Genomic DNA, 20,473 nt, shown 5'->3' on the forward strand with positions numbered 1-20,473 from the left:
GGTGCGAGCGCAGCGAGCCTCGAAGCCGTGGCGAGCTGACACTGTCGTCTCACCTGCCCTTCGAGGCTCGTCGCTAGCGCTCCTCGCACCTCAGGGAGCGGGATGGCTCTCTGCTCACAGGTTGATCATGTGCCCTATGGCGCCGTGGAACGTCTCCTGCAGTGCCTCCGACATCGTCGGGTGGGTGTGCACGTTGCGGGCGAGTTCCTTGGCGGTGAGGTCCCACTTGTGCGCCAGCGTCATCTCCGGAAGCATTTCGGAAACGTTGTCGCCCACCAGATGTCCGCCGAGCAGCTCGTCGGTGTCGGCGTTGGTCACGAGCTTCACGAAGCCCGCCGTCTCGGCGAGGCCCTGCGCCTTGCCGTTGGCACTGAACGGGAAGGTGGTGGCCTTGACGTTGTAGCCTTCGTCTTTGGCCTGCGCCTCGGTGAGCCCGAAGGAGGCCACCTGCGGCTGGCAGAAGGTGGCGCGCGGCATGAAGCGGTAGTCGCCGAGCGTCATCGTCTCGGCACCGGCCATGGTCTCGGCCGCGACCACACCCTGCGCCTCGGCGACATGCGCGAGCTGCAGCTTTGCGGTGACGTCGCCGATGGCGTAGATGCCGTCGACGTTGGTGCGCATGAAGTCGTCGATCGCGATCGCGCCGCGCTCGGTGAGTTCGACCCCCGTCTTGTCGAGGCCGAAACCTTCGACGCGCGGCGCGAAGCCGACAGACATGAGGACCTTGTCGACGGTGACCTCGCCGTCGTTGCCCTTCGGATCCTTGTAGGTGACCGTCACGTTGTCGCCGTTGTCGGTGACGGTCTGGACACCCGTCGACGTCAGGACCTTCACACCGAGCTTCTTGTACTCCTTGGCGATGGCCTTGGAGACGTCGACGTCCTCGTTGGGCAGTACGCGGTCGAGGAACTCGATGATCGTCACGTCGACGCCATAGTTGGCGAGGACGTAACCGAACTCCATGCCAATGGCACCGGCGCCGACGATCACGATGGACTCGGGCAGCTCACGGGTGAGGATCTGGGTCTCATAGGTGACCACGTTGTCGGACAGTTCGACGCCCGGCAGCAGCTTCACCGTCGAGCCGGTGTCGATGATGACGTTGTCGAAGGTGATCTCCCGATCGCCGACGACGATGGTCTTGGCGTCGGTGAACTTGCCGTACCCGTCGATCTCGGTGATCTTGTTCTTCTTCATCAGGAAGTGGACACCCTTGACGATGCCGTCGCTCACCTTGCGGCTGCGGTCGAAGGCGGCGCCGAAGTCGAAGGACACATCGCCGGACATACCGAAGGTCTTGGCCTGATGGTTGAAGATGTGCGCGAGTTCGGCGTTGCGCAGGAGCGCCTTTGACGGGATGCACCCGACGTTGAGGCACACGCCGCCCCAGTACTTCTCTTCGATGACGGCGGTTTTCATGCCCAGCTGAGCCGACCGGATCGCGGCGACGTACCCACCTGGACCTGCACCCAATACAACTGTTTGAAAGTGTTCAGCCACGACTGCCAGCCTACGTCGGGGCCCGGGGTCGGCGCATGGCGTCCCGCTACTCGGCGGTAACCCCACCCGCATTTTCAATCAATGATTGAAACGATGATTGATTCTGTGGTCTCATGGCGGGTGTGACCGCCCCCACACGAGCCGACGAAACCCGCGCGCAACTGCTGCGCTGCGCCGAGCGGCTGTTCCTCGCCGACGGATACGACGCCGTGTCGGTGCGATCGATCTGCGCGGCGGCCGGCGCGAATCCGGCCGCGGTGCACTACCACTTCGGCTCAAAGGATCAACTCACCGTCGCGCTCCTCGAGGATCGGCTCGCCCCGATCTGGGTCGTCGCACTCGACCGGATCGACCCGGCGACCGATTCGGTAGCCACCCTGGTAGACGCGGTGATCACCCCGCTGGTCGCTACCGCCGACGACCCCGTCGGCCATCTTCACCTGCGCTTGCTCGCCAGGTTCGCGCTGACACATCCCGTCGCGCCGTGGAGCAAGCCGTGGTTCCGGCTCGACCACTGGGCAACCGTACTGATCGGCATGGTCGACGGCTTGTCTCCCGACGACGCGCGCCGACGATGGTCGCTCGCGTTCGAACTCATCCTGCTGCGCTTCGGCGGGCCGTCGACGCCGTCGCCGCGCACGGTCGACGCGCTGCGGGCATTTGTCGCCGCGGGCCTCACCTCCCCGGCACCAGACCTCTCGACATCAGCCCAGCCCACTCACGGAGAGACTCGATGACCAACGCGAACCCCCAACGATCCGACCCCTTCAGCCCGGCGCCGCTCGGCCCGCTGACCTTGCGCAACCGCCTCATCAAATGCGCCACCTTCGAGGGCGTGACGCCCGACGCCCTCGTCACCGACGACCTGATCGAGTTCCACCGCGAGGTCGCCGCGGGCGGTGTCGCGATGAGCACCGTCGCCTACTGCGCGATCTCTCCGGAGGGCCGTACCGACCGACACCAGATCTGGATGCGCCCGGAGGCCATGGGAGGCCTGCGGAAGCTCACCGACGCCATCCATGGTGAGGGCGCGCTCGCGGCCGCCCAACTCGGTCATGCCGGCCCGGTCGCGAACTCGGTGTCGAACCGCGCGAAGGCGCTCGGCCCGTCAAGGATCCCGGCGCCGATGGGAATGTCGTTGACACACAAGGTGACTGCCGAGGACATCAAGGATCTACGGGTGAAGTTCCGGCGCGCGGCCCGTATCGCCGTCGACAGCGGATTCGATGGTCTCGAAATCCATTGCGGCCACAACTATCTGATCAGTTGCTTCTTGTCGCCACTGCTCAATCACCGACATGACGGCTACGGTGGCACGCTCGTCAACCGGGCCCGCCTGGCCCGCGAGGTCGCCGAGTCGGTGCGCGAGGAGGTCGGCGACGAGGCCGCGGTCTGGGTGAAGCTCAACATGTTCGACGGTGTGGGAAAGCCCGGCGGTGGCGGTCGGCGGTGGTCGGGATTCAACATCGACGAGGCCTGTGAGGTGGCCCGGCTGCTCGAACGCGACGGTCACCTCGACGCCATCGAACCGACCGCTGGGTCGTCACTCCTCAACCCCATGTACCTCTTCCATGGCGACGCCCCGCGCGCCGCGTTCGCCGACGCCTTCCGCGGTGCCATGCACTGGGGCCTCAAGGCGGCCGGCCCGTTCTTCCTCAAGCACTACGACTACCACGACGGCTACCTCCTGCCACTCGCCCGCCGGCTGCGCGCGGCCGTCGACCTTCCGCTGATCCTGCTGGGCGGCGTAACCGACCGCGCATCAATGGATCTCGCGCTGGGTGAGGGATTCGACTTCGTCGCGATGGGGCGTGCATTGCTGCGCGAACCCGACCTGCCCTTGCGTATCGCGTCCGACCCGGCGACCACGTCGCAGTGCACGCATTGCAACCTCTGCATGCCGACGATCTACTCGCACACCCGCTGCCCGGTGCGCACCGGCGAGGTGCCCGCGGGCTAGTCATTCCGCTCACTGCCGGGTGAAGACCCCGTCGTTCTCCTCGTCGTCGTAGTACTCGATCACCATGCGCGGCCCGTCGAAGGTGACCTTGGAGATCGACCCGAGCTCGGCGTTCTCGTTGCGCAAGGTGAAGGTGAAGGTGTTGCCGTCCCAGTGGGTGAGTTCGTGGGTCGTCACACCACCCGGACCCATCGCCAGGACCAGCTTTCCGCCCTGCTCGCGGACCACCGCCGGTCCGTACATGGAGTTCGCATAGGTTCCGACGTAGGACGAGAGCGCCTGCGCCGGTGCAGGATTGGCTGGACGCGGCTTACCCACCAGGCTGCCCGACGGCTGGTTCTCCGCGTCGAACGCCTGCCGGTAGAGGGTGCGCCAGTCGTGACGCACCTCGCCGAACTGGACGAGATCGGCGAACTCGCCGGTGATCGCTTCGACCGCCCCGATGGGAGATGCGTTGGACAACACCACGATCGCCACGTCGGCCGAGGGCAGCACGAGGAAGTTGGTTGCCGCTCCCGACCCGAAGGCACCTGAATGGCTCACCTGGGTGCGCCCGCCGGCGGTGACCGAGACGTTGAATCCGTAGCCGTAGAACCCGGCCCGCGCGTCCGGCGCCGAGGACGGTGACGACACGATCTGCGGCGTGATCGCGGGCAACAACGCCTCGGGCGCGACGAGTTGCTTGCCCTGATACGTTCCCTGAGCCATCAACATCGTGAGCCAGTGGGTGAGGTCGTTGACCGACGAACTGACACCACCTGCGGGCGCCTGCGCGTCGGGATCACGTTGCTTGAACGTCACGACCCACTTGCCGTCGACCTGCACGTGCCCGACGACCCGGTTGTCGCGTGCCGTGAAATCCCGGAAGCGGGAACTCGTGCGCGTCATGCCGAGCGGCCGGTAGATCGACTCCTCCGAGAGCGTCTCCCAGTCGCGACCCGACCGGTTGGCCACAGATTCGGCGCCGGCGGTGATCCCGAAGTTGGTGTAGTCGTATGTGATTCGGAACGGCTGCAGCGGCGCGTAGCGCAATCGGTTGAGGACCACCGCCCGGGGATAACCGAGATCCTCGATCTTGTCGCCGGCGTGGTCGGGCAAACCGGAACGGTGCGTGTACATGTCGGCGACGGTGACCGTGCGAGTGACATACGGGTCGGCGAGCGCGAAACCGGGCAGCGCAGCCGCCACCTGGTCGTCCCACGACACGGTCTTGTTGGTGACCTGCGACGCGATCACCGTCGAACCGATGGACTTGGACATCGAGGCGAGCGGGAAGACGGTGTCGGCGTTGACGGAGGCACCCGTGGTGACATCGGCGACCCCGAATCCCTTGGCGTACTTGGTTTCCCCGCCCGACACCACCGCCACGGCCATACCGGGTATACCGGTGTCGCGCATCATCGATTGGACGAGACCGTCGAGTTTGGACACCGCGTCGGCGACCGCGTTGTCCGGCAGCGCACCCTCGACCTGGGCGTTGGGATTCTCCTCCGACGCCGGGACCGCGGAACTGCTGGGCGACGACGTGGAACCGGAGTCGCAGGCCGCGGCCAGCACGGCGACGGCGAGCACACTGGTCGCGACCAGCGGCCAGCGCCGTCGATGTCGGGTTTCGGGACGGATTACGGCCAACATGGCGCCCTCCTGATATCTCCGACCCTCGCTCGGAAGGTTACCGGACGCATGACCTGCACGTATGCGGTTTGAACAGGCCAAATGACGCGGTCGAGCGAGCCCACGTAGGTTGAATGCCATGACGCAGCACGACGGCACGACGCCGCCCGACCCCTACCTCTGGCTCGAGGACGTGACCGGCGACGACGCACTCGCCTGGGTGCGTGAACACAACCAGCCGACGGTCGACGAACTGACGTCGTCCGACCGGTTCCGCGAGATGGAATCGCAAACCCTCGCGGCCCTCGACACCGACGACCGGATCCCCTACGTCCGACGCCGCGGCGAGTACCTCTACAACTTCTGGAAGGACGCCGCCAACCCGCGCGGTCTCTGGCGCCGCACCACGCTCGAGTCCTACGTCACCGACACACCGGACTGGGACGTGCTCATCGACGTCGACGAGCTGGCCCGCGACGAAGACGAGAACTGGGTGTGGTCCGGCGCCACGGCATTACGGCCCCACTACGATCGGGCACTCATCTCACTGTCTCGCGGCGGCGCCGACGCCACCGTCGTCCGAGAATTCGACCTGACCACTCGCACCTGGGTCGCCGACGGCTTCGGGCTCCCCGAGAACAAATCCAGCGTGGGGTGGATTGATCGCGATTCCGTCTATGTCGGGACCGATTTCGGGGTCCAGCCGGATGGCCGCAAGGCACTGACCGACTCCGGGTACCCACGCATCGTCAAGCGCTGGTCCCGCGGCACCCCGCTCGAGGACGCCGTGACGGTCTTCGCCGGGGAGACCGGTGACGTGTCGATCCGGGCGGTGTACGACGACACCCCGGGGTTCGAGCGTCATTTCGTGAGCCGGGCCACCGACTTCTTCAACTCGCTGCTGTACCAATTATCGGACGACACGCAAGAATTGGTGGATGTGCCGACCGACGCACACGCGGGGGTACACCGGGACTGGCTGCTGGTGCTGACCCGGTCGGAGTGGTCCGTCGGCGACGTGACCCATGCACCGGGAACGCTGCTCGTCTTCGACTATCCGCGCTACCAGGCCGGCGACCGTGACGCGACGGTCCTGTTCACCCCGGACGCGCACACGAGTCTGGTCGACTATTCCTTCACCCGTTCACATCTCATCATCGTGACGCTGCACGACGTCCACACGCGGGTCGAGGTGCGCAGTGTCGGCGACTGGGAGACCGTGCCGCAGCCCGGACTTCCCGAGCTCGCCACCATCTCGGTCCTCGACACCGACCCCGACGAGAGCGACGAGGTCTTCTGGTCGGCAACGTCGTTCACCGATCCGCCGAGTCTGCTGCACGGCGACAGCGGAGTAGACGCAACCGTCATCAAACACAGTCCGGAGTTCTTCGACGCCGAGAACATCAGTGCCGAACAGCATTTCGCCACCTCCGACGACGGAACGCAGGTTCCCTACTTTGTGGTGCGCAGGAATGACACCAGCAGCGGTCCGACGCTGCTCTACGGCTACGGCGGATTTGAGAACGCCCTGACGCCAGGTTATCTGGCGATCGCCGGGCAAAGCTGGATCGCGCGCGGCGGCATCTACGTCATCGCCAACATCCGGGGTGGCGGCGAGTACGGTCCGTCGTGGCACACCCAGGCGCAGAAGGCCGGCCGACACAAGGTGTACGAGGACTTTGCGGCGGTGGCGCGCGCTCTCGTCGACTCCGGTCTCACGACGCCGAAGCAGCTTGCCGCGCAAGGTGGTTCCAACGGAGGACTCCTCATGGGAGTGATGCTGACCCGCTACCCGGAGTTGTTCGGGGCGCTGGTATGCCAGGTGCCGCTGATCGACATGCGGCGCTATCACCTACTGCTCGCGGGAGCATCGTGGATGGCCGAGTACGGCGATCCCGACGATCCCGAGCAGTGGGCGTTCATGAAGCCGTTCTCGCCGTATCAGAACATCAGCGCCGACGTCACCTACCCGCCGATCCTGGTCACGACGTCCACCCGCGACGATCGCGTCCATCCGGGGCACGCCCGAAAACTGGTGGCACGCCTCGAGGAGACCGGGCACGACGTGCAGTACTACGAGAACATCGAGGGCGGGCACGGCGGCGCGGCGGACAACAAGCAGGCGGCGTTCAAGTCCGCGCTCGCCTACGAATTCCTGTGGCGCACCATCGGGTGACACGACTGAGAGTGACTTTCGGATTCCACGGCGGCACGCCACGTCGTCGTGCCATCGGGTACCAGGCCAGGCCGATGAGCACCGATGTGAAGTGACCGATCGCGGTGAAGTCGAAGGCCACGATCAGCGGGAGACCGTAGACCGCGAGTACGCCGCCGAGATACACCCAGCACCACGGACGTGCGATGCGGTAGGTCAACACACCGACGATGCCCGCGAGGAAATAGCTCACGCCGACGTCGAGCACGTTGACCATCGACTCGTCGGCCACGCCATCGTGGATGGCGAGACCGAGCAACCCCTCACTGACGAAGGTCGCCAGGATGTGCGCGCTCAGTCCGACCGCCAGCCACCGTAGGGACCCCAGCCAGCGCTCCGCGGGGATGTGAAAGACGCAGAACGACACCAGGTACGGAAGCCAGAACGCGCCGTCGATCCAGAACAGACTGGTGAACAGCACATGCACGGGGTCGGTGGTCAGGTTGTGCAGGTTGGTGGACCGCTCACCGAGAATCCGGTCGAGCTCTGCCGGGCTCACAGTGCGCCCGATGATGGTGGTCATTAGCAGGATCGCGAGCCAACCACAGGTCAGCGGCGCCGACGCGAGCACACCCCACGTCGCACGGAGTGCGTGGCGCTGCGCGCGAACCATGCAAACACCTCTCGTCGACGACCTTGTGTCAGTGTCCCACTGTGGTCGGTGTCGTGACATGTTGCGCACAGTCCAGTGCCAGATCGTCGAAGCGAGACCGAATCCACCGGCACGCGCATCTAGGCTCACCGATCATGTTGCCGGTATCTCGCGCCCTGTTCCGCCACCTGTGCCCAGCCGTGGCGGCCCTGCTCATCCTCGGCATGCCGGCTGCCGGGCCCGGCGTGGCCCGCGCGGACGACGAGGTCTCGGTGGGTGCCCCGAACTGGTCGGGCTTGAACGTGACCGACTTCCGCGGACCGCTGCCGGCACGCGGTGGCGTCCTCCTGGCGTCCGTTCCGTTGGACCCCGCACTCTCGATTCCGGGCGCGGGCAACGCCTATCGCATCCAGTTCTCGTCGCTGAACCAGCATCGCCGCATGGCCTCGTCCACCGGAGCCGTGTTCCTGCCGCCCGGGACACCGCCGCGCGGCGGCTGGCCGGTGATCTCCTGGGCACATGGCACCGTCGGAATGGCCGACGCGTGCACCCCGTCGGCGTTTCCACGAAGTGCCCGGGACCAGAAGTACCTCGGGCACTGGTTGCAGCAGGGCTACGCGGTGGTCGCCGCCGACTACGTCGGGCTGGGCACGCCGGGCCTGATGGCCTATCTGAACGGAGTGACCGCGGCGCACGCGATCGTCGACGTCGTGGTCGCCAGCCATCAGATGCGTCTCCCACTCGCCAAACGGTGGGCGATCATCGGACAGTCGCAAGGAGCGGCCGCCGCGCTCAACGGCGCCCGGTACGCGACAAGCTTCAGCCGCGGCACCGGTCTGGACTACCGCGGGGTTGTCGCCACGGGCATCCCGGCCAATCTCGAGTACCTGTATCAGAATCTCGGCCCGCTCGTTCCGCCGGTGACGCTGCCCGGCGGGCTCAACGCCTACACCGCGTACATCCTGGCCGGATTCAACGAGACCCGGCCGGACCTCCGCGTCGCATCGGTCATGAGCCGCAAGGGAATCGAGCGACTGGCGCAGGGTCGGTCCACCTGCTATCCGATCCTGATGAAGTCCCTCGCCGGCGACGACGTGCGTACGTGGTTCACCAGGCCCCTGCTGTCGATTCCCGGTCTGTCGGCGGCTCTACACACCTACATGGCCACCCCGTACAAGGGCTACGACCGTCCCATTTTCCTCGGTCAGGGACTTCGGGACGTGGATGTCCCGGCGCCATCGGCACTCTCGCTGTATGCCCAGATGAAGGCCAACGGTCAGCCGGTCACCCTGCACGTGTACCCCGAGGACGACCACTCCAGCGCCGTCCTCGCATCGATGCCGGATTCGACGCCCTTCCTGGCCCGCATTCTGCGCTGAGGCCTAACGCCCGCCCGGGAGCACCAGTCGCACGACGATGCCGAGCACCACCACGCCCAGTCCGACGCCGCCCACGATCAGCGCAAATTGCGTGAGGTCGTCGGCGCAACGGTCGATGAAAAGTTCCGCGACATCGCGCGTCGTCTCCGCTGCCGTCGACACCCGATCGCGGGCCTGGTCGGCCAGGTAGGTTCCCGCCGCCCATGCGGCCGCACACGACAGCATCAGTCCGATGCCGAGCCAGGCGAGCACGGTTCCGCGTCGTCGCGCCACGAGCAGCGCCAGCAGTGCGGCGACGGCCGCAACGATGGTCGAGGACCAGCCGAGCGTCGTGATCTGTTGGCCGACACGGTGATACTGCCCGGCCTCGAGCCCGTTCTCGCGGTTGACCAGTTCCACCTCGATCGGCCCGGCGAGTGGTTGTGCACCCGGAATGACTTGGCTGATCACACGATTCACCATCGGCGTGATGTCGACGCGCATCACCTGCGTATCGGTGCCCGGTGCGGGTTCGTCGAACAGCCAGGAATGCTGCTGCCGCACAAGGCTGACGAAATCAGCCTGGAAACCGGGGCTGTCGGTGTATCGCTGCGCGACCGGTCGGACCAATGCCTCTATCGGTGCGTTCAGGACGTCGGTGTTGAGCTGATCGGCCCGGGCCACCGCCTGCTCGGTGATCCGGTCGGCCAGGAAGTCCTTGACATGCTCGTCGGTCGACATCGGACTCACCACCGACACGAACCCGTCCTGGTCGACGAGTCGTTCGGAGATCCACATCGTCGGTACTGCCAACACACACGCGACCATCGCGATCAAGGTCAGCAAACCGCTGAGAAAGCTACGCACGACACGAGGCTACCGACGCGCGTCGGACCGATCGCACCCGGCAGTTACTCCCCGACGACGTCGCGTGCGCGCCCGACGATCAAGGGGTCGGGTGCACCCACCAGCTCCGTGTTCTTGCCCTCGTAGTCGAACAGACTGAGCACGTGGCGCATGGCGTTGATCCGCGCGCGCTTCTTGTCGTTGCTCTTGACCACCGTCCACGGCGCGTGGTCGGTGTCGGTGATGGCGAACATCGCCTCCTTGGCCTCGCTGTAGGAGTTCCACTTGTCCAGGGAGGCGAGATCCATCGGCGACAGTTTCCACTGCCGGACCGGGTCGATCTGCCGGATCGCGAATCGGGTGCGCTGTTCGAGCGGGGTCACCGAGAACCAGAACTTGACCAGGTTGATCCCGTCGTCGACGAGCATCTTCTCGAAGGCCGGCACCTGCGTCATGAACTGGTCGTATTGCTCGGGTGTACAGAAACCCATGACCCGCTCGACGCCGGCGCGGTTGTACCAGGATCGGTCGAAGAACACCATCTCGCCGCCGGCCGGAAGGTGCTGGACGTAGCGCTGGAAATACCACTCGGTGGACTCGCGTGCGCTGGGCTTTTCCAGGGCGACCACACGCGCGCCACGAGGGTTGAGGTGTTCGTTGAAGCGTTTGATCGTGCCGCCCTTGCCGGCGGCGTCCCGTCCTTCGAAGACGAGCAGGTGCCGCTGGCCGTTCTGCTTGGACCACTTCTGCAGTTTGAGCAGCTCGATCTGCAGGCGCCGCTTGGTCACCTCGTACTCGCGGCGGCTCATCCGCTCGTCGTACGGGTAGTCCTGCCGCCACGTGTCGACGACGTTGCGCTCGGGAAGCGTCAGGAGCACGGGGTCGTCGTCGTCATCGTCGTTGACGGTGAATTGCGTCGTGTCGTGGAGGTCGACGAGTTGCTGCAGCGCTTCCCTGCCATTGAGCACGCTGAAGTCGGGGCCGATCTGATCCAGGTCGTGTAACTCGGTCACCACTCAACGATAGGTCGAGCCATCGAACGACACATTGCGAAGGGGTGAACTCGGCGGCGTGCGTTACCGAGTTCACCCCTCACGAGGTCAATTGCGGTAGTCGATGGACCCCGCGTGCAGGCACACCTTGCCGGTCGTGGTGTCGGCGGCGGCCGCGAATCCGCCCGAGCAGGCCGCACCGGCGGGACCGGCGTAGGCCTGGCCGCCCCACCCGCCGATCGCGATGGCGTTGCCGCCCTGACGCGCCTGCGCCACCGACAGCCCCTTGGGTCCGGTCGTCACGGCGAAGGCGTTGCCGCCCGTGTTGGCACCGGCGAGGGCCGACGACCCGGGTTGCAGGTTCAGTGCCCGCGCATGACCTCGGTTGGCCGCCACGGCGACGGCGGTGCCGCCCGAACTACGCTCCTCGGCACTTGCCGCCGACCCAGGTCCGGCCTTCGCGCCGCACCCGCTCGTGCCGTGGACCCGCTCGACCTGCTGCCCGTTCGCCGCATTACAGGTGGCCGCTCCAGCCTGTCCGCCACTGATCCCGGCCAGCCACATCAGACCGGCTCCACCGATCACGGCGACGGCGGCTCGGGCTGCAGTCCTGTTGATTCGCAATTTATTTGGCTCCAATGCGGGGGTCGGGGGTTTTGCGGTTGGACGCCAGGGTACCTGTCGATGCCGCCCGAACAAGACCCGACGGCGCAGCAGCCTAGTCACGGATCCGCAACGCCGCGCCACACCCGTCACCCGGGTCCCGTCGTGGCCGTTCCGCGGCGAGAAGTCAGTCGGCCGCGCGTCGCTGAGCTTCGGCGGTCAGTCCCTTCTTGGCGGTGTCGACGGCCATCTTCTGCGCCCGCTTCACGATCAGACCGGGCAGCTTGATCTTCAGATCCACTTCGAGGATGAATTCCACGTGCGCACCGTCGCCGTTCTCGGTGACGGTGTACTTGCCGTGCTGCTGACTCAGCTGATTCGACTCGATGAGGTGCCACTCGCAGGTGGTGTCGGTCCATTCGTAGTTGCAGCGCTGCTCGTCGGAGATCCCGGCAGCGGTGACCACCATCCGGACGGTGTCCGGGGTGCCGTCCTCATGCTCGGTGAGGATCTCCGCTTCCCGATGCGGCCCGGACCAGTCCGGGAGGGACTCGATGTCCATCAGAACTTCCATGACCACCGACGGGGGTGCGGCGACGTCGAATTCGATTTTCGCGGAGACAGCCATGAGGTGAACCTACCTCGGCGCCGTCGAGCGGTTGCAGGGAACCACCGCGTCGACTCAAGTATCGCGATCGACGAGGCGTTCGGTCCATGCCTCGTCGGGGATCTCCTGGAGTGAGCAGAGTTGGTCGCTCGCGGTGAACCATCCACGGAGATGGAAGATCTCGCCGAACATCGGCGCGCGCACGGTGGCGTCGCACCGGAACCGGTCGTTGCGCTCGTCCCAACCCTCCATGTACTTCATCCGGGCGTCGAACAGGCGGCGCATGCCCAGCTTTGGCCCCTTGCCGAGCCAGTGCAGCGGGCCGCTCTCCAACAGGAGATCGCCCCGGGAGTTCACCGACACCTCAAGATCGGTCAGCAGTTCGGGTCCGTCGCCGAAGTGATCGCGGATGACGCCATTCTTGGCGAACACCTTGACCGAGTTGAATCGGTGCGGTCCGGACGAGTAGTCGAACGTCCGCAGGATCGCCAGACTCTCACGCTTCAGTTCGTCCTGGTAGCAGTAGTGCGACTCGCAGAACGGCACCATCCGGCTCGACCGACGCGGTAGCGCTGCTCGATTTCCGTAGTGGCGCAACAGCGGCGACGGCACCGCCGAACTCACGTAGATCGATTCCATGATTCCGGTGGCCATCAGCGCTACCCCGGATGTCGAGTCGATGCTGTACCGCCACGCCAGGTTCGGGTGCAAGCGGTCGAAGTCAGACCCCAGTGCCTGCATGAACACCGGCGTCATCTCTCACACTCCCCAACCGTTCGGGCGGGCCACTTGCCCGCACAAGCACCATCGAAGCAACGCCGACCCCCGACGGGCGCCTCACTTGAGGGAAGAACCTACTACGACCGGCACGACAGTTGAACACAGAAGCATGAATCGACCTGCACAAATGCAGGTTCGTGAACGAAATCCGCTGGGGCGGACGCCATCAGGCGGTGGCGACGCTTTGGGTCAGCAGTGCCAGTTCGCGAATGACGTTGTCGAGGGGTTCGACGCTGCGCTGCGTCTGACAGAGGCCGACCGCCCCCTCGATGGCCGCGACGATGAGGTTCGCGAGCGAGCCCGCCCGGTCCACGTCAACCCCCTCGACGACGAGCCGCGATGCCACCAGCTTGGTCCACTGTGTGAGGACTTCCTCGGCCACGTCGGCGACCTGAGGTTCGGTGCGGCGGGCCAGGCCTCCGGCGAGCACCGGGCAACCGAATTGGTAGTCGCTGTTGATGAGCATGCGCCGCCACACGTCGCCGATGTCGGTGACCGCGTCGGCGGCGGTATGCGAGCGCAGGGTCCCGAGTCGGTCGGCGATGAAGTCGCCTGCGTAACGCACGGCTTCCGTCATGAGCTGGGTCTTGCCGCCCGGAAAGTGGTGGTAGATCGAACCGCGCGGCGCCGAACTGGCGGCGATGACGTCGCCGATGGATGTTGCCGCCACCCCGTCGCGGCCGATCAGATCGGCGGCGTGGATCACCATCCGTTCGCGCGGTCCGCGCGCCTCGGAGCCCTGCGTCACCGACGCAGCGGAATGTGACGCCATACCGTCTCTCCTATGTAGGTCTTCATAATCGGCCGTCTCTATGCAAGCATACATAGTCATGACCACAGCTGAGACCAGAAACGACCCGCTGCAACTGTCCGGACTCGAGTTACTCCGGGCGTGGCGCGACAACCCGCATCGCGACGATCACCCGAGCATCGGACGCCTGCTCGGTATGCGGCCGGTGCGCATCGACGAGGGCGACGTGAGTTTTGCGGTCACACCCAAACCCGACTTCGCCAACCCGCTCGGAACCGTGCATGGCGGCGTCTGCGCGACCCTGCTCGATTCGGTCATGGGCTGCGCGGTGCACACCACTCTCCCGGCCGGGGTCGGCTACACGACCCTGGAACTCAAGATCAACTACATCCGGTCGGTCGCCGTCGACGCCGGCGAACTGACCGCGGTCGGCACGGTGATCCACGCCGGCCGCAAGACCGCCACGGCGGAGGGCAAGGTGTTCTCCGACGACGGCAAGCTCGTCGCGCACGGCACGACGACGTGCATCGTCTTCCGCTGAGCGTCAGTCGGCGGGAGCGGAACGCTGCGGCGGGAAGAATCGCCGCATCGCGCCGATCCCGACGGCACCCACGACGATCAAGGTGACGCCGAGGGTCGTCGACGTCGAATCGGTGACCAACCCGATGATCCCCACGATCAGGACGAACACCGGCACCCAGTCGAACAGACGCGCCAGCGAAGCCGGTGGATCGGTCTCGATGCCCTGTTTCGCCAGCGCACGATTGGGGCCGTAGTCGGGGTAGAACTCGGTGAAGGCGATCGCGAACACGGTGGCTCCGATCTGCACGATCCACCCGGTCCAGAAGTTCCCCGAGTCGTCGAGCACCGCGTCACCGATCGCGCCGGCGATCGCGGAAACAGCGAACGCCGCAACCCACGCCCAGGTGATCACGTAGTTGGTCCGGATGAACAGCGGCTGCTCCCAGAACTCCGAATCCACTTGTTCGCGTGCGTATTCCAGCGTGAACGGGCGTCGGATCACGATCGATCCCAACGCGAAGCAGACCAGCGCGACGTTGGCGATCTCGCCGCCCCACAGCTCCAGCCACTCGATGGTCCCCGTCGACGCGAACAACCCGATGGTGGCGAGCACCGCGAAGAACGCGGTGTCGAACCACTCGAGGAGTTTGATGGTGTTTCCGAGCCGCCAGTTGGCGAACACCACGAGAATCGCCAGACCGAGCGCCGCCGAGACAGCTTCCTCGTACCGGCCCGGGCCGGTGAACACCGACATGACGATCCATGGCGCCAGTCCGGCCAGCGGCGAGTTGAGGAAGGCACGGACCAACGAGGTGACGTGGCGACCTGCGCCGGTGTCTGCGCTCATGGTCGCAGCCTAGTGGTGTGTCCCGTCCTCAAAGGAGGTTCTCGACGAGTGTCATGGCCAAGCGTGCTTCTACCGCCGAGACCGGTGGTGGGATGGTCTCGGTGAGTTGGTATGCGGCCGACGGTGGCGGGTCGGGTTCGGTGTGGTGGATTCGGCCGCGCGCCTTCTCGAGTTGTTGGTCGAACAGTGCCCGGATGTCGGGGCGCCGGTTCACGCGCGCCGGATTGGGTGGCGCCCCGGGTCGGTGGTTACGCCGCCACCAGGTGCGTCCGACCAACTCGCCGCTGCGATACACCCCGGTGGTGTAATCCCCGAGCCGATCACTGACCATCCGATTGTGCTTCGGACACGCAGGTGCGAGGTCGACGATGTCGGTGCGCCCACCCTCGGCCCAATCACGGTGCGCATGATGCATTTCCACGTGCGTGGCCGGCTGATCACAGCCCGGCGCCGAACACACCTCCCCGTCCTCACGGGCAAACGACATCAACCGCTGCGCCAGGGTCGCGCACCGCTTGGACCGGCCCTCATACAGGGCCAGGGGAATGCTGTCGGCGAACACCGCCAAATACTGGTCGGCCTCGGCCGCCAACCGCACCACATCGGCCATCGGCACCAACGACCCGGTCGCCGTCGTACCGAACCCGGCCTTGGCGACCAGATCCTCGAGGTGCACCTTGATGATCACCTGCACCGGCAACCCGCGATGGGTCTTGCCCAACAGGCCGTCGGTGAACACCGCTTTCAGCAACGCCGAAAGCGCATCATGGTTGCGTTGAGCCTGCGACCGGCCATCACGGGCGGCGGCCGCTTTCAACTGGTCGGGGTCGGCGTCGTCCTCGGCACCACTGGGCGAGTCGGGATCGGTCGGGTTGTTGAGGCCGGGTTTGGCCCACACCGCCAACAGCATGTCCACCAGCGCCCGGGTTTCCGGGTCGAGGTGCGCGGTCAGTTTCGACATCTGTTGCGCGTTCTGCCGATTCAGCCACAGATTGCGTTGCCGTTTACGATCGGCGTCATCGGACAGTTCCCCATCCGGATCCAGATGCGCCAGCAGGCGCTGCCCCAACGCGTTGATCTCGTCCGGCGTGTGTTCGGCAGCCAACCCCGACAGCGTCGCTTCCGCGGCGACCTGCTTGTCGTGGGACACCTTGTGCGGGATGGCATCCAACATCTCCGCGGTCTTGCGTACATGGCCGGGCCCCACAAGCCCATCGGCGAACGCGGCCGACAGCGTCGGATACCTCGGCTCCCTCAACTGCCCATCAAATTCCCGGAAGCGGCCGGTCGCGGCCATCTGATCTTTGCGTCGCGCCGGGTCCGACACCCGCAACTCGACATTCAGGAAGTTGGTGAGACTACGAAACCCCATCGCACGGGGCACATTCCGATCCGACAGCTCCAGCACCTGCCGATTACCTTGAAACGTCATCCGATTGATCGCACGCTCCTGAGCCTGCGCGACAGCCACCAACTCGGCATCCGAACACCGCGTCAGATCCGCGGCCGCCAACCGATCCAGCAACCCGTCGATCTCGGTGAGCAGACCAGGAACCTCCGACAACGACGACTCCGCCGCTTGGCCGATCTGCTGATCCATGCTCACCCCCGAATCCGGATCACTCGAACTCACGTTCGAGAGTACATGAAGGCGGTCGGAGGCGCAACTCCCAGTTCTGAAGCTTTGAAAAGATCTGCGCTGCAGCGCAATTGATCAAATCAGCGCAGTGGAAGACGGCACCACGGACTGGTCGGATCCATCACCAGTCGCAGGATTGTCGGCCGCGTCTCGGCGAACGAGGCCTCGGCGGCACGGACCGGATGGTCGTCCCCCTCCGCGACGGTGAATGCGCGCCCCCATTCGAATCCCGCCGCGTACTCGCGCCAGTCGGGATACACCTGCGCAGCCTTCCGCCCGGCCGCCAGAATGACCTCCCACGCCCGGTACGGATGCAGGAACTCCAGATACGTGGAGTAGCGCACAAGGATCACCAGTCTCGAGAGGTCCCATGCAGCAACGCTTCCGGGTGGGACGTCGGGTCGTCCCTGTGCGTAACCGACGATGCTCAGGCAGGTGTCGAGCACGGCCGGATTGAGCGCCGGAAAGTCGTGCAAGATGCGGTCGCGGCCGAAGCTCCCCCGCGACCGGATGGCGGCCAGTACCGGATCGTAGTCCGGCGCGTCCAGGCCGAGCATCAGCAGTTCGATTGTGTCCTCGGCAGATTCGCCGTCAATGATGCCCCAGGTGTCGCGCAGCTGCTTGCGGAGGCTGCGCTTGCCACCGGTCACGAGGAGTTCGTCGACCGGGTCGTCGGTCGACGACAGTGCGAAGTACGCACCGCACGCCAGCCCACGCAGATGCTCGGGCGGATGCGGATTGCCGGTCCACGGGATCGGTGGGCCGATCACCGGCGGGATCGGCGCCGGCACGCTCGTCTCCGCAAAGGTGATTGTTTGCTGCGCAACTGGTCCGGTAATGGTCGACTGCGGCCAAACATCGCGGGACGGATGTGGCGTCGGCGCAGTCGGGCCGGGTGCCGGCGCGACGGCTTCCGTCGAGCGGCTCGTGAGCGCGGCGACAAGATCGTCCGCGAAGTCGGCACATCGGAGGTAGCGCTGCGACGGCGCTTTTGCCAGTGCACGGGAGAAGACGGCGTCGAGTTCCACCGGCAGTCCGGCCCGATGGGCGCGCGGCGAGGGAACCGGCGTCGTGAGGTGATGGTGGAGTACTGCAACCAGATTGGGACCCGAGTAGGGTGGTGCTCCGACGAGCATCTCGAAGATGGTGCACGCCAACTGGTACTGGTCGGCCGCCCCGGTGAGCCTTTCTGCGGCGGCCTGCTCGGGCGCACAGTAGGCCAGGCTGCCGACAAACGCGCCGGTCGACGTCAACGCCGAACCAGAGTCCTGCGGCTTGGCGATCCCGAAGTCGGCCAGGTAGACCCTGCGTCGTCGGCCCTGACCGACAAGGATGTTCCCAGGTTTCACGTCGCGGTGCAGCAGACCGTTCTCGTGGGCATGGTCGAGCGCGTCGGCGACGGAGACCGCCACGTCGATCACCAGGTCGTCAGGCAGAACCCGGCCAGGCGCATCGGCCGCGAGCGCTGCGACGTCCGAGCCGTCGATGTAGGCCATGGAGATCCACAGCCGCTCGCGATGCTCCCCTCGGTCGTACAGCGGAACAATATTGGGGTGCAACAGGGTTGACGCGACGTCGGCTTCGCGACCGAAACGCTCCCGGAACTGTGCGTCGTGCTGATACATGGGTGCAAGCACCTTGAGTGCGTCCTGTCGCGGCAAGCGCGGGTGGGTGGCCAGGTACACCTCGCCCATCCCGCCGACACCGAGCCGCCGGACGACCCGATATCCGGCGAACTCGTCACCCTCGCCGAGCGTGCCGGTCATCGAGAATCGGAAGCTGGGTCAAGATACTTGAGCCGCAAGCCATCCTGCTCGTCGGAACCGATGCCCAGTCCGTCGGCGAAATAGCTGTCGATACCACCGAAGCGCTGTTCAACCTCGTCGAAGGCCGCCTCCAGATACTTCCGCTCGACGCCCAGCACCGGCCGGAGGTCGTCGGGGTTACCGCCGGCCGCGGCGAAGGCGTCGAATACGGGTTTCAGTGCGGGGAGTAGTTGCTCGTTGGTCAGGAGGTAGTCGCGGAACACGTCGTCTCGCGATACCCCCATCAACGACAGGAACGACGCGGCCGCCCATCCCGTGCGGTCTTTGCCGGTGGTGCAGTGGAACAGCGCCGGAGTGTCGTCCTCGCCGAGCAGGCCGCGGAAGAAGCGTCGATAGGACGTCGTCGCGCTCGGCAGCGTGATCAGCTCGCGGTAGGTGCCCGATATGAGCGCCAGTGCTTCACCGTCTTCGAGGTACTTGCCCGCCTTCGCCACCTGCGCCGGATCGGTGAAGATCGTGACGAGGTTGGCCGGCAGGGCCGCAGCCGCGTCAGCGAGGACATCGAGCACCACCTCCGTCACCGACGGGATGCGGGCGTCGGGCTCAGCCGTGCGTTCGGCCAAGGTACGCAGGTCGTAGACGGTGCGTAGACCCAGCCGCTCGAGCGCCGCCAGGTCGTCGCCGTCGAGATGGTTGAGATCGGTCGACCGAAACACCAGCCCCTCCCGCACCGACCTGCCGTCGGCTGTTCGCCAACCGCCGAGGTCACGAAGGTTCGGGAGGGTCGACAGAGCGATCGACTGGCCAGGCGTTCTCTTCATGCGGAGATCATTTCAGACCCGAGACCGGCGCCGCGCGCAGCTTCTGGAATTCATCCGATCAGCGACCCGCCCGCCGCCTGCGGCACCAGCGCCGGACCAGGTGCGGTCAGACCACAGGAACACACCGCCACCCGTCGGATATTGGTACGCCCCAAACCCGACCACGTGCACTCACTCGACGAGGTAATGCTCGCGCAGCCGGTCTCGCGCGTCGGCGTCGATGCCGAGGGCCTCGCCGAAGTAGTCGTCGATGCTCCCGTACTGAATCGCCACCTCGTCGAACGCGACGTTGAGGTAGGTGGCTGTCACGCCGAGCAAGGGACGCAGGAGGTCGGCGTCGCCGCCGGCCGCCTCGAACCCGTCGAACACCGGCGCCATCGCCGGCAGGAACAGGTCGTTGGTCAGCAGGTAGTCGCGGTACACATCGTCGCGGTCGACGCCCATGAGGGTGAGGAAAGACGCTGCCGCCCAACCGGTCCGGTCCTTGCCCGCGGTGCAGTGGAAGAGCGTCGGAGTTCCGTCGAGCATGCCGGTGAAAAGATCCCGGTACGCGCGCTTGGCGCTCGGGAGGTTCACCAGCCCTCGGTAGGAGCCGATCATGTGCTCGACGCCGCTGCCGTCGGCGAGACGCTCGTTGGCCTTCGCCACCGCCTCGGGGTCGGCGATCAGGACGTCGAGGTGCGCCGGTGCCGCCACCTCGGCGGCGTCGGCGAGAACGTCGAGCAGCACCGCGCGCGCATCGCCGATCACCGGATCGGGAGCGGCGTCGGCCTCGGCAACCGAACGCAGATCGGCGATGGTCTGCAGGCCCAGGCCGGCGAGGTATGCGCGGTCGGAATCCGACGCCTTGTCGAGCGCAGCGGACCGGAACAGACGTCCGGTGACGACGCGTCGTCCGTCGCGAGTGTCCCAGCCGCCGACATCGCGAAAGTTGGCGATGTCGGTCAGCGCTGGTTTGTCGATCTGCTCGGTCACGTTCACCATTGTGGCGCGTGTCGGGCGTCACCGTTGACCCAGGACCTCGTCTCACGCCGAAGGCCGGCCACCCTGCTGGGTGACC

At 66.0% G+C, this 20,473-nt stretch carries 19 protein-coding genes; 5 read left to right on the top strand and 14 right to left on the bottom strand.

The window, feature by feature from the left end:
* Positions 1-114 precede the first annotated feature (114 nt).
* Entirely contained in the window at positions 115-1,500 is a 1,386-nt protein-coding gene (gene lpdA / locus MKW15_RS15375) for a dihydrolipoyl dehydrogenase (protein WP_240859779.1), read from the bottom strand.
* A 113-nt stretch (positions 1,501-1,613) separates the two neighbouring features.
* Between lpdA and MKW15_RS15380 the strand changes: the two genes are divergently transcribed.
* Entirely contained in the window at positions 1,614-2,237 is a 624-nt protein-coding gene (locus MKW15_RS15380) for a TetR/AcrR family transcriptional regulator (protein WP_240859781.1), read from the top strand.
* On the top strand, positions 2,234-3,460 hold the full coding sequence (locus tag MKW15_RS15385) for an NADH:flavin oxidoreductase (protein ID WP_240859783.1): 1,227 nt from the start codon (positions 2,234-2,236) through the stop codon (positions 3,458-3,460). The genes MKW15_RS15380 and MKW15_RS15385 overlap by 4 nt, the downstream gene beginning before the upstream one ends.
* Positions 3,461-3,469: 9 nt before the next feature.
* Here MKW15_RS15385 and MKW15_RS15390 read toward each other — a convergent pair whose 3' ends face one another.
* Positions 3,470-5,095 (bottom strand): serine hydrolase, encoded by a 1,626-nt coding sequence (locus tag MKW15_RS15390; RefSeq protein WP_240859785.1) that lies wholly within the window; start codon positions 5,093-5,095, stop codon positions 3,470-3,472.
* A 109-nt stretch (positions 5,096-5,204) separates the two neighbouring features.
* Between MKW15_RS15390 and MKW15_RS15395 the strand changes: the two genes are divergently transcribed.
* A complete protein-coding gene (locus MKW15_RS15395; RefSeq protein WP_276615042.1) occupies positions 5,205-7,250 on the top strand; it encodes a prolyl oligopeptidase family serine peptidase in 2,046 nt (681 codons plus the stop codon).
* Here the strand turns inward: MKW15_RS15395 and MKW15_RS15400 are convergent.
* Positions 7,204-7,902 (bottom strand): rhomboid-like protein, encoded by a 699-nt coding sequence (locus tag MKW15_RS15400; RefSeq protein WP_240859788.1) that lies wholly within the window; start codon positions 7,900-7,902, stop codon positions 7,204-7,206. The genes MKW15_RS15395 and MKW15_RS15400 overlap by 47 nt on opposite strands.
* Before the next feature lie 134 nt (positions 7,903-8,036).
* Between MKW15_RS15400 and MKW15_RS15405 the strand changes: the two genes are divergently transcribed.
* Entirely contained in the window at positions 8,037-9,260 is a 1,224-nt protein-coding gene (locus MKW15_RS15405; protein WP_462476166.1) for an alpha/beta hydrolase family protein, read from the top strand.
* 3 nt (positions 9,261-9,263) lie between these two features.
* Here MKW15_RS15405 and MKW15_RS15410 read toward each other — a convergent pair whose 3' ends face one another.
* The 6 genes from MKW15_RS15410 to MKW15_RS15435 form a co-directional block, all read right to left on the bottom strand.
* Positions 9,264-10,106, bottom strand: coding sequence for a hypothetical protein (locus tag MKW15_RS15410; protein WP_240859789.1), 843 nt, complete (start codon positions 10,104-10,106; stop codon positions 9,264-9,266).
* Positions 10,107-10,150: 44 nt separating this feature from the next.
* A complete protein-coding gene (ppk2, locus tag MKW15_RS15415; protein ID WP_240859794.1) occupies positions 10,151-11,098 on the bottom strand; it encodes a polyphosphate kinase 2 in 948 nt (315 codons plus the stop codon).
* A gap of 87 nt (positions 11,099-11,185) precedes the next feature.
* Positions 11,186-11,701, bottom strand: a complete 516-nt coding sequence (locus tag MKW15_RS15420) for a DUF6764 family protein (RefSeq protein WP_240859795.1) — start codon at positions 11,699-11,701, stop codon at positions 11,186-11,188.
* A 166-nt stretch (positions 11,702-11,867) separates the two neighbouring features.
* Positions 11,868-12,308 carry an SRPBCC family protein gene (locus MKW15_RS15425; RefSeq protein ID WP_240859797.1) on the bottom strand — a complete coding sequence of 147 codons (441 nt, stop codon included), beginning with the start codon at positions 12,306-12,308 and terminating at the stop codon, positions 11,868-11,870.
* Positions 12,309-12,362: 54 nt separating this feature from the next.
* Positions 12,363-13,043 (bottom strand): DUF4166 domain-containing protein, encoded by a 681-nt coding sequence (locus tag MKW15_RS15430; RefSeq protein WP_240859799.1) that lies wholly within the window; start codon positions 13,041-13,043, stop codon positions 12,363-12,365.
* Between the two features lie 190 nt (positions 13,044-13,233).
* Entirely contained in the window at positions 13,234-13,839 is a 606-nt protein-coding gene (locus tag MKW15_RS15435) for a TetR/AcrR family transcriptional regulator (protein ID WP_240859802.1), read from the bottom strand.
* A 40-nt stretch (positions 13,840-13,879) separates the two neighbouring features.
* On the opposite strand from MKW15_RS15435, the gene MKW15_RS15440 reads away from it, so the two are divergent.
* Entirely contained in the window at positions 13,880-14,359 is a 480-nt protein-coding gene (locus MKW15_RS15440; RefSeq protein WP_240859804.1) for a PaaI family thioesterase, read from the top strand.
* Between the two features lie 3 nt (positions 14,360-14,362).
* Here the strand turns inward: MKW15_RS15440 and MKW15_RS15445 are convergent, their stop codons facing one another.
* The 5 genes from MKW15_RS15445 to MKW15_RS15465 all read right to left on the bottom strand — a co-directional run bounded on the left by MKW15_RS15445 (position 14,363) and on the right by MKW15_RS15465 (position 20,397).
* Positions 14,363-15,187, bottom strand: coding sequence for a hypothetical protein (locus MKW15_RS15445; RefSeq protein ID WP_240859806.1), 825 nt, complete (start codon positions 15,185-15,187; stop codon positions 14,363-14,365).
* Between the two features lie 28 nt (positions 15,188-15,215).
* Entirely contained in the window at positions 15,216-16,820 is a 1,605-nt protein-coding gene (locus tag MKW15_RS15450; RefSeq protein ID WP_240859808.1) for an HNH endonuclease signature motif containing protein, read from the bottom strand.
* 86 nt (positions 16,821-16,906) lie between these two features.
* Positions 16,907-18,592 carry a protein kinase domain-containing protein gene (locus MKW15_RS15455; protein WP_240859809.1) on the bottom strand — a complete coding sequence of 562 codons (1,686 nt, stop codon included), beginning with the start codon at positions 18,590-18,592 and terminating at the stop codon, positions 16,907-16,909.
* Positions 18,589-19,413, bottom strand: a complete 825-nt coding sequence (locus tag MKW15_RS15460) for a tyrosine-protein phosphatase (RefSeq protein WP_240859811.1) — start codon at positions 19,411-19,413, stop codon at positions 18,589-18,591. The genes MKW15_RS15455 and MKW15_RS15460 overlap by 4 nt, the downstream gene beginning before the upstream one ends.
* Before the next feature lie 171 nt (positions 19,414-19,584).
* Positions 19,585-20,397: a tyrosine-protein phosphatase gene (locus tag MKW15_RS15465; RefSeq protein WP_240859812.1), complete on the bottom strand. Its 813-nt coding sequence runs from the start codon at positions 20,395-20,397 to the stop codon at positions 19,585-19,587.
* Positions 20,398-20,473: the final 76 nt, after the last annotated feature.

Origin of the sequence: Gordonia gummivorans (assembly GCF_022513585.1) — a bacterium.
Classification (GTDB): domain Bacteria; phylum Actinomycetota; class Actinomycetes; order Mycobacteriales; family Mycobacteriaceae; genus Gordonia.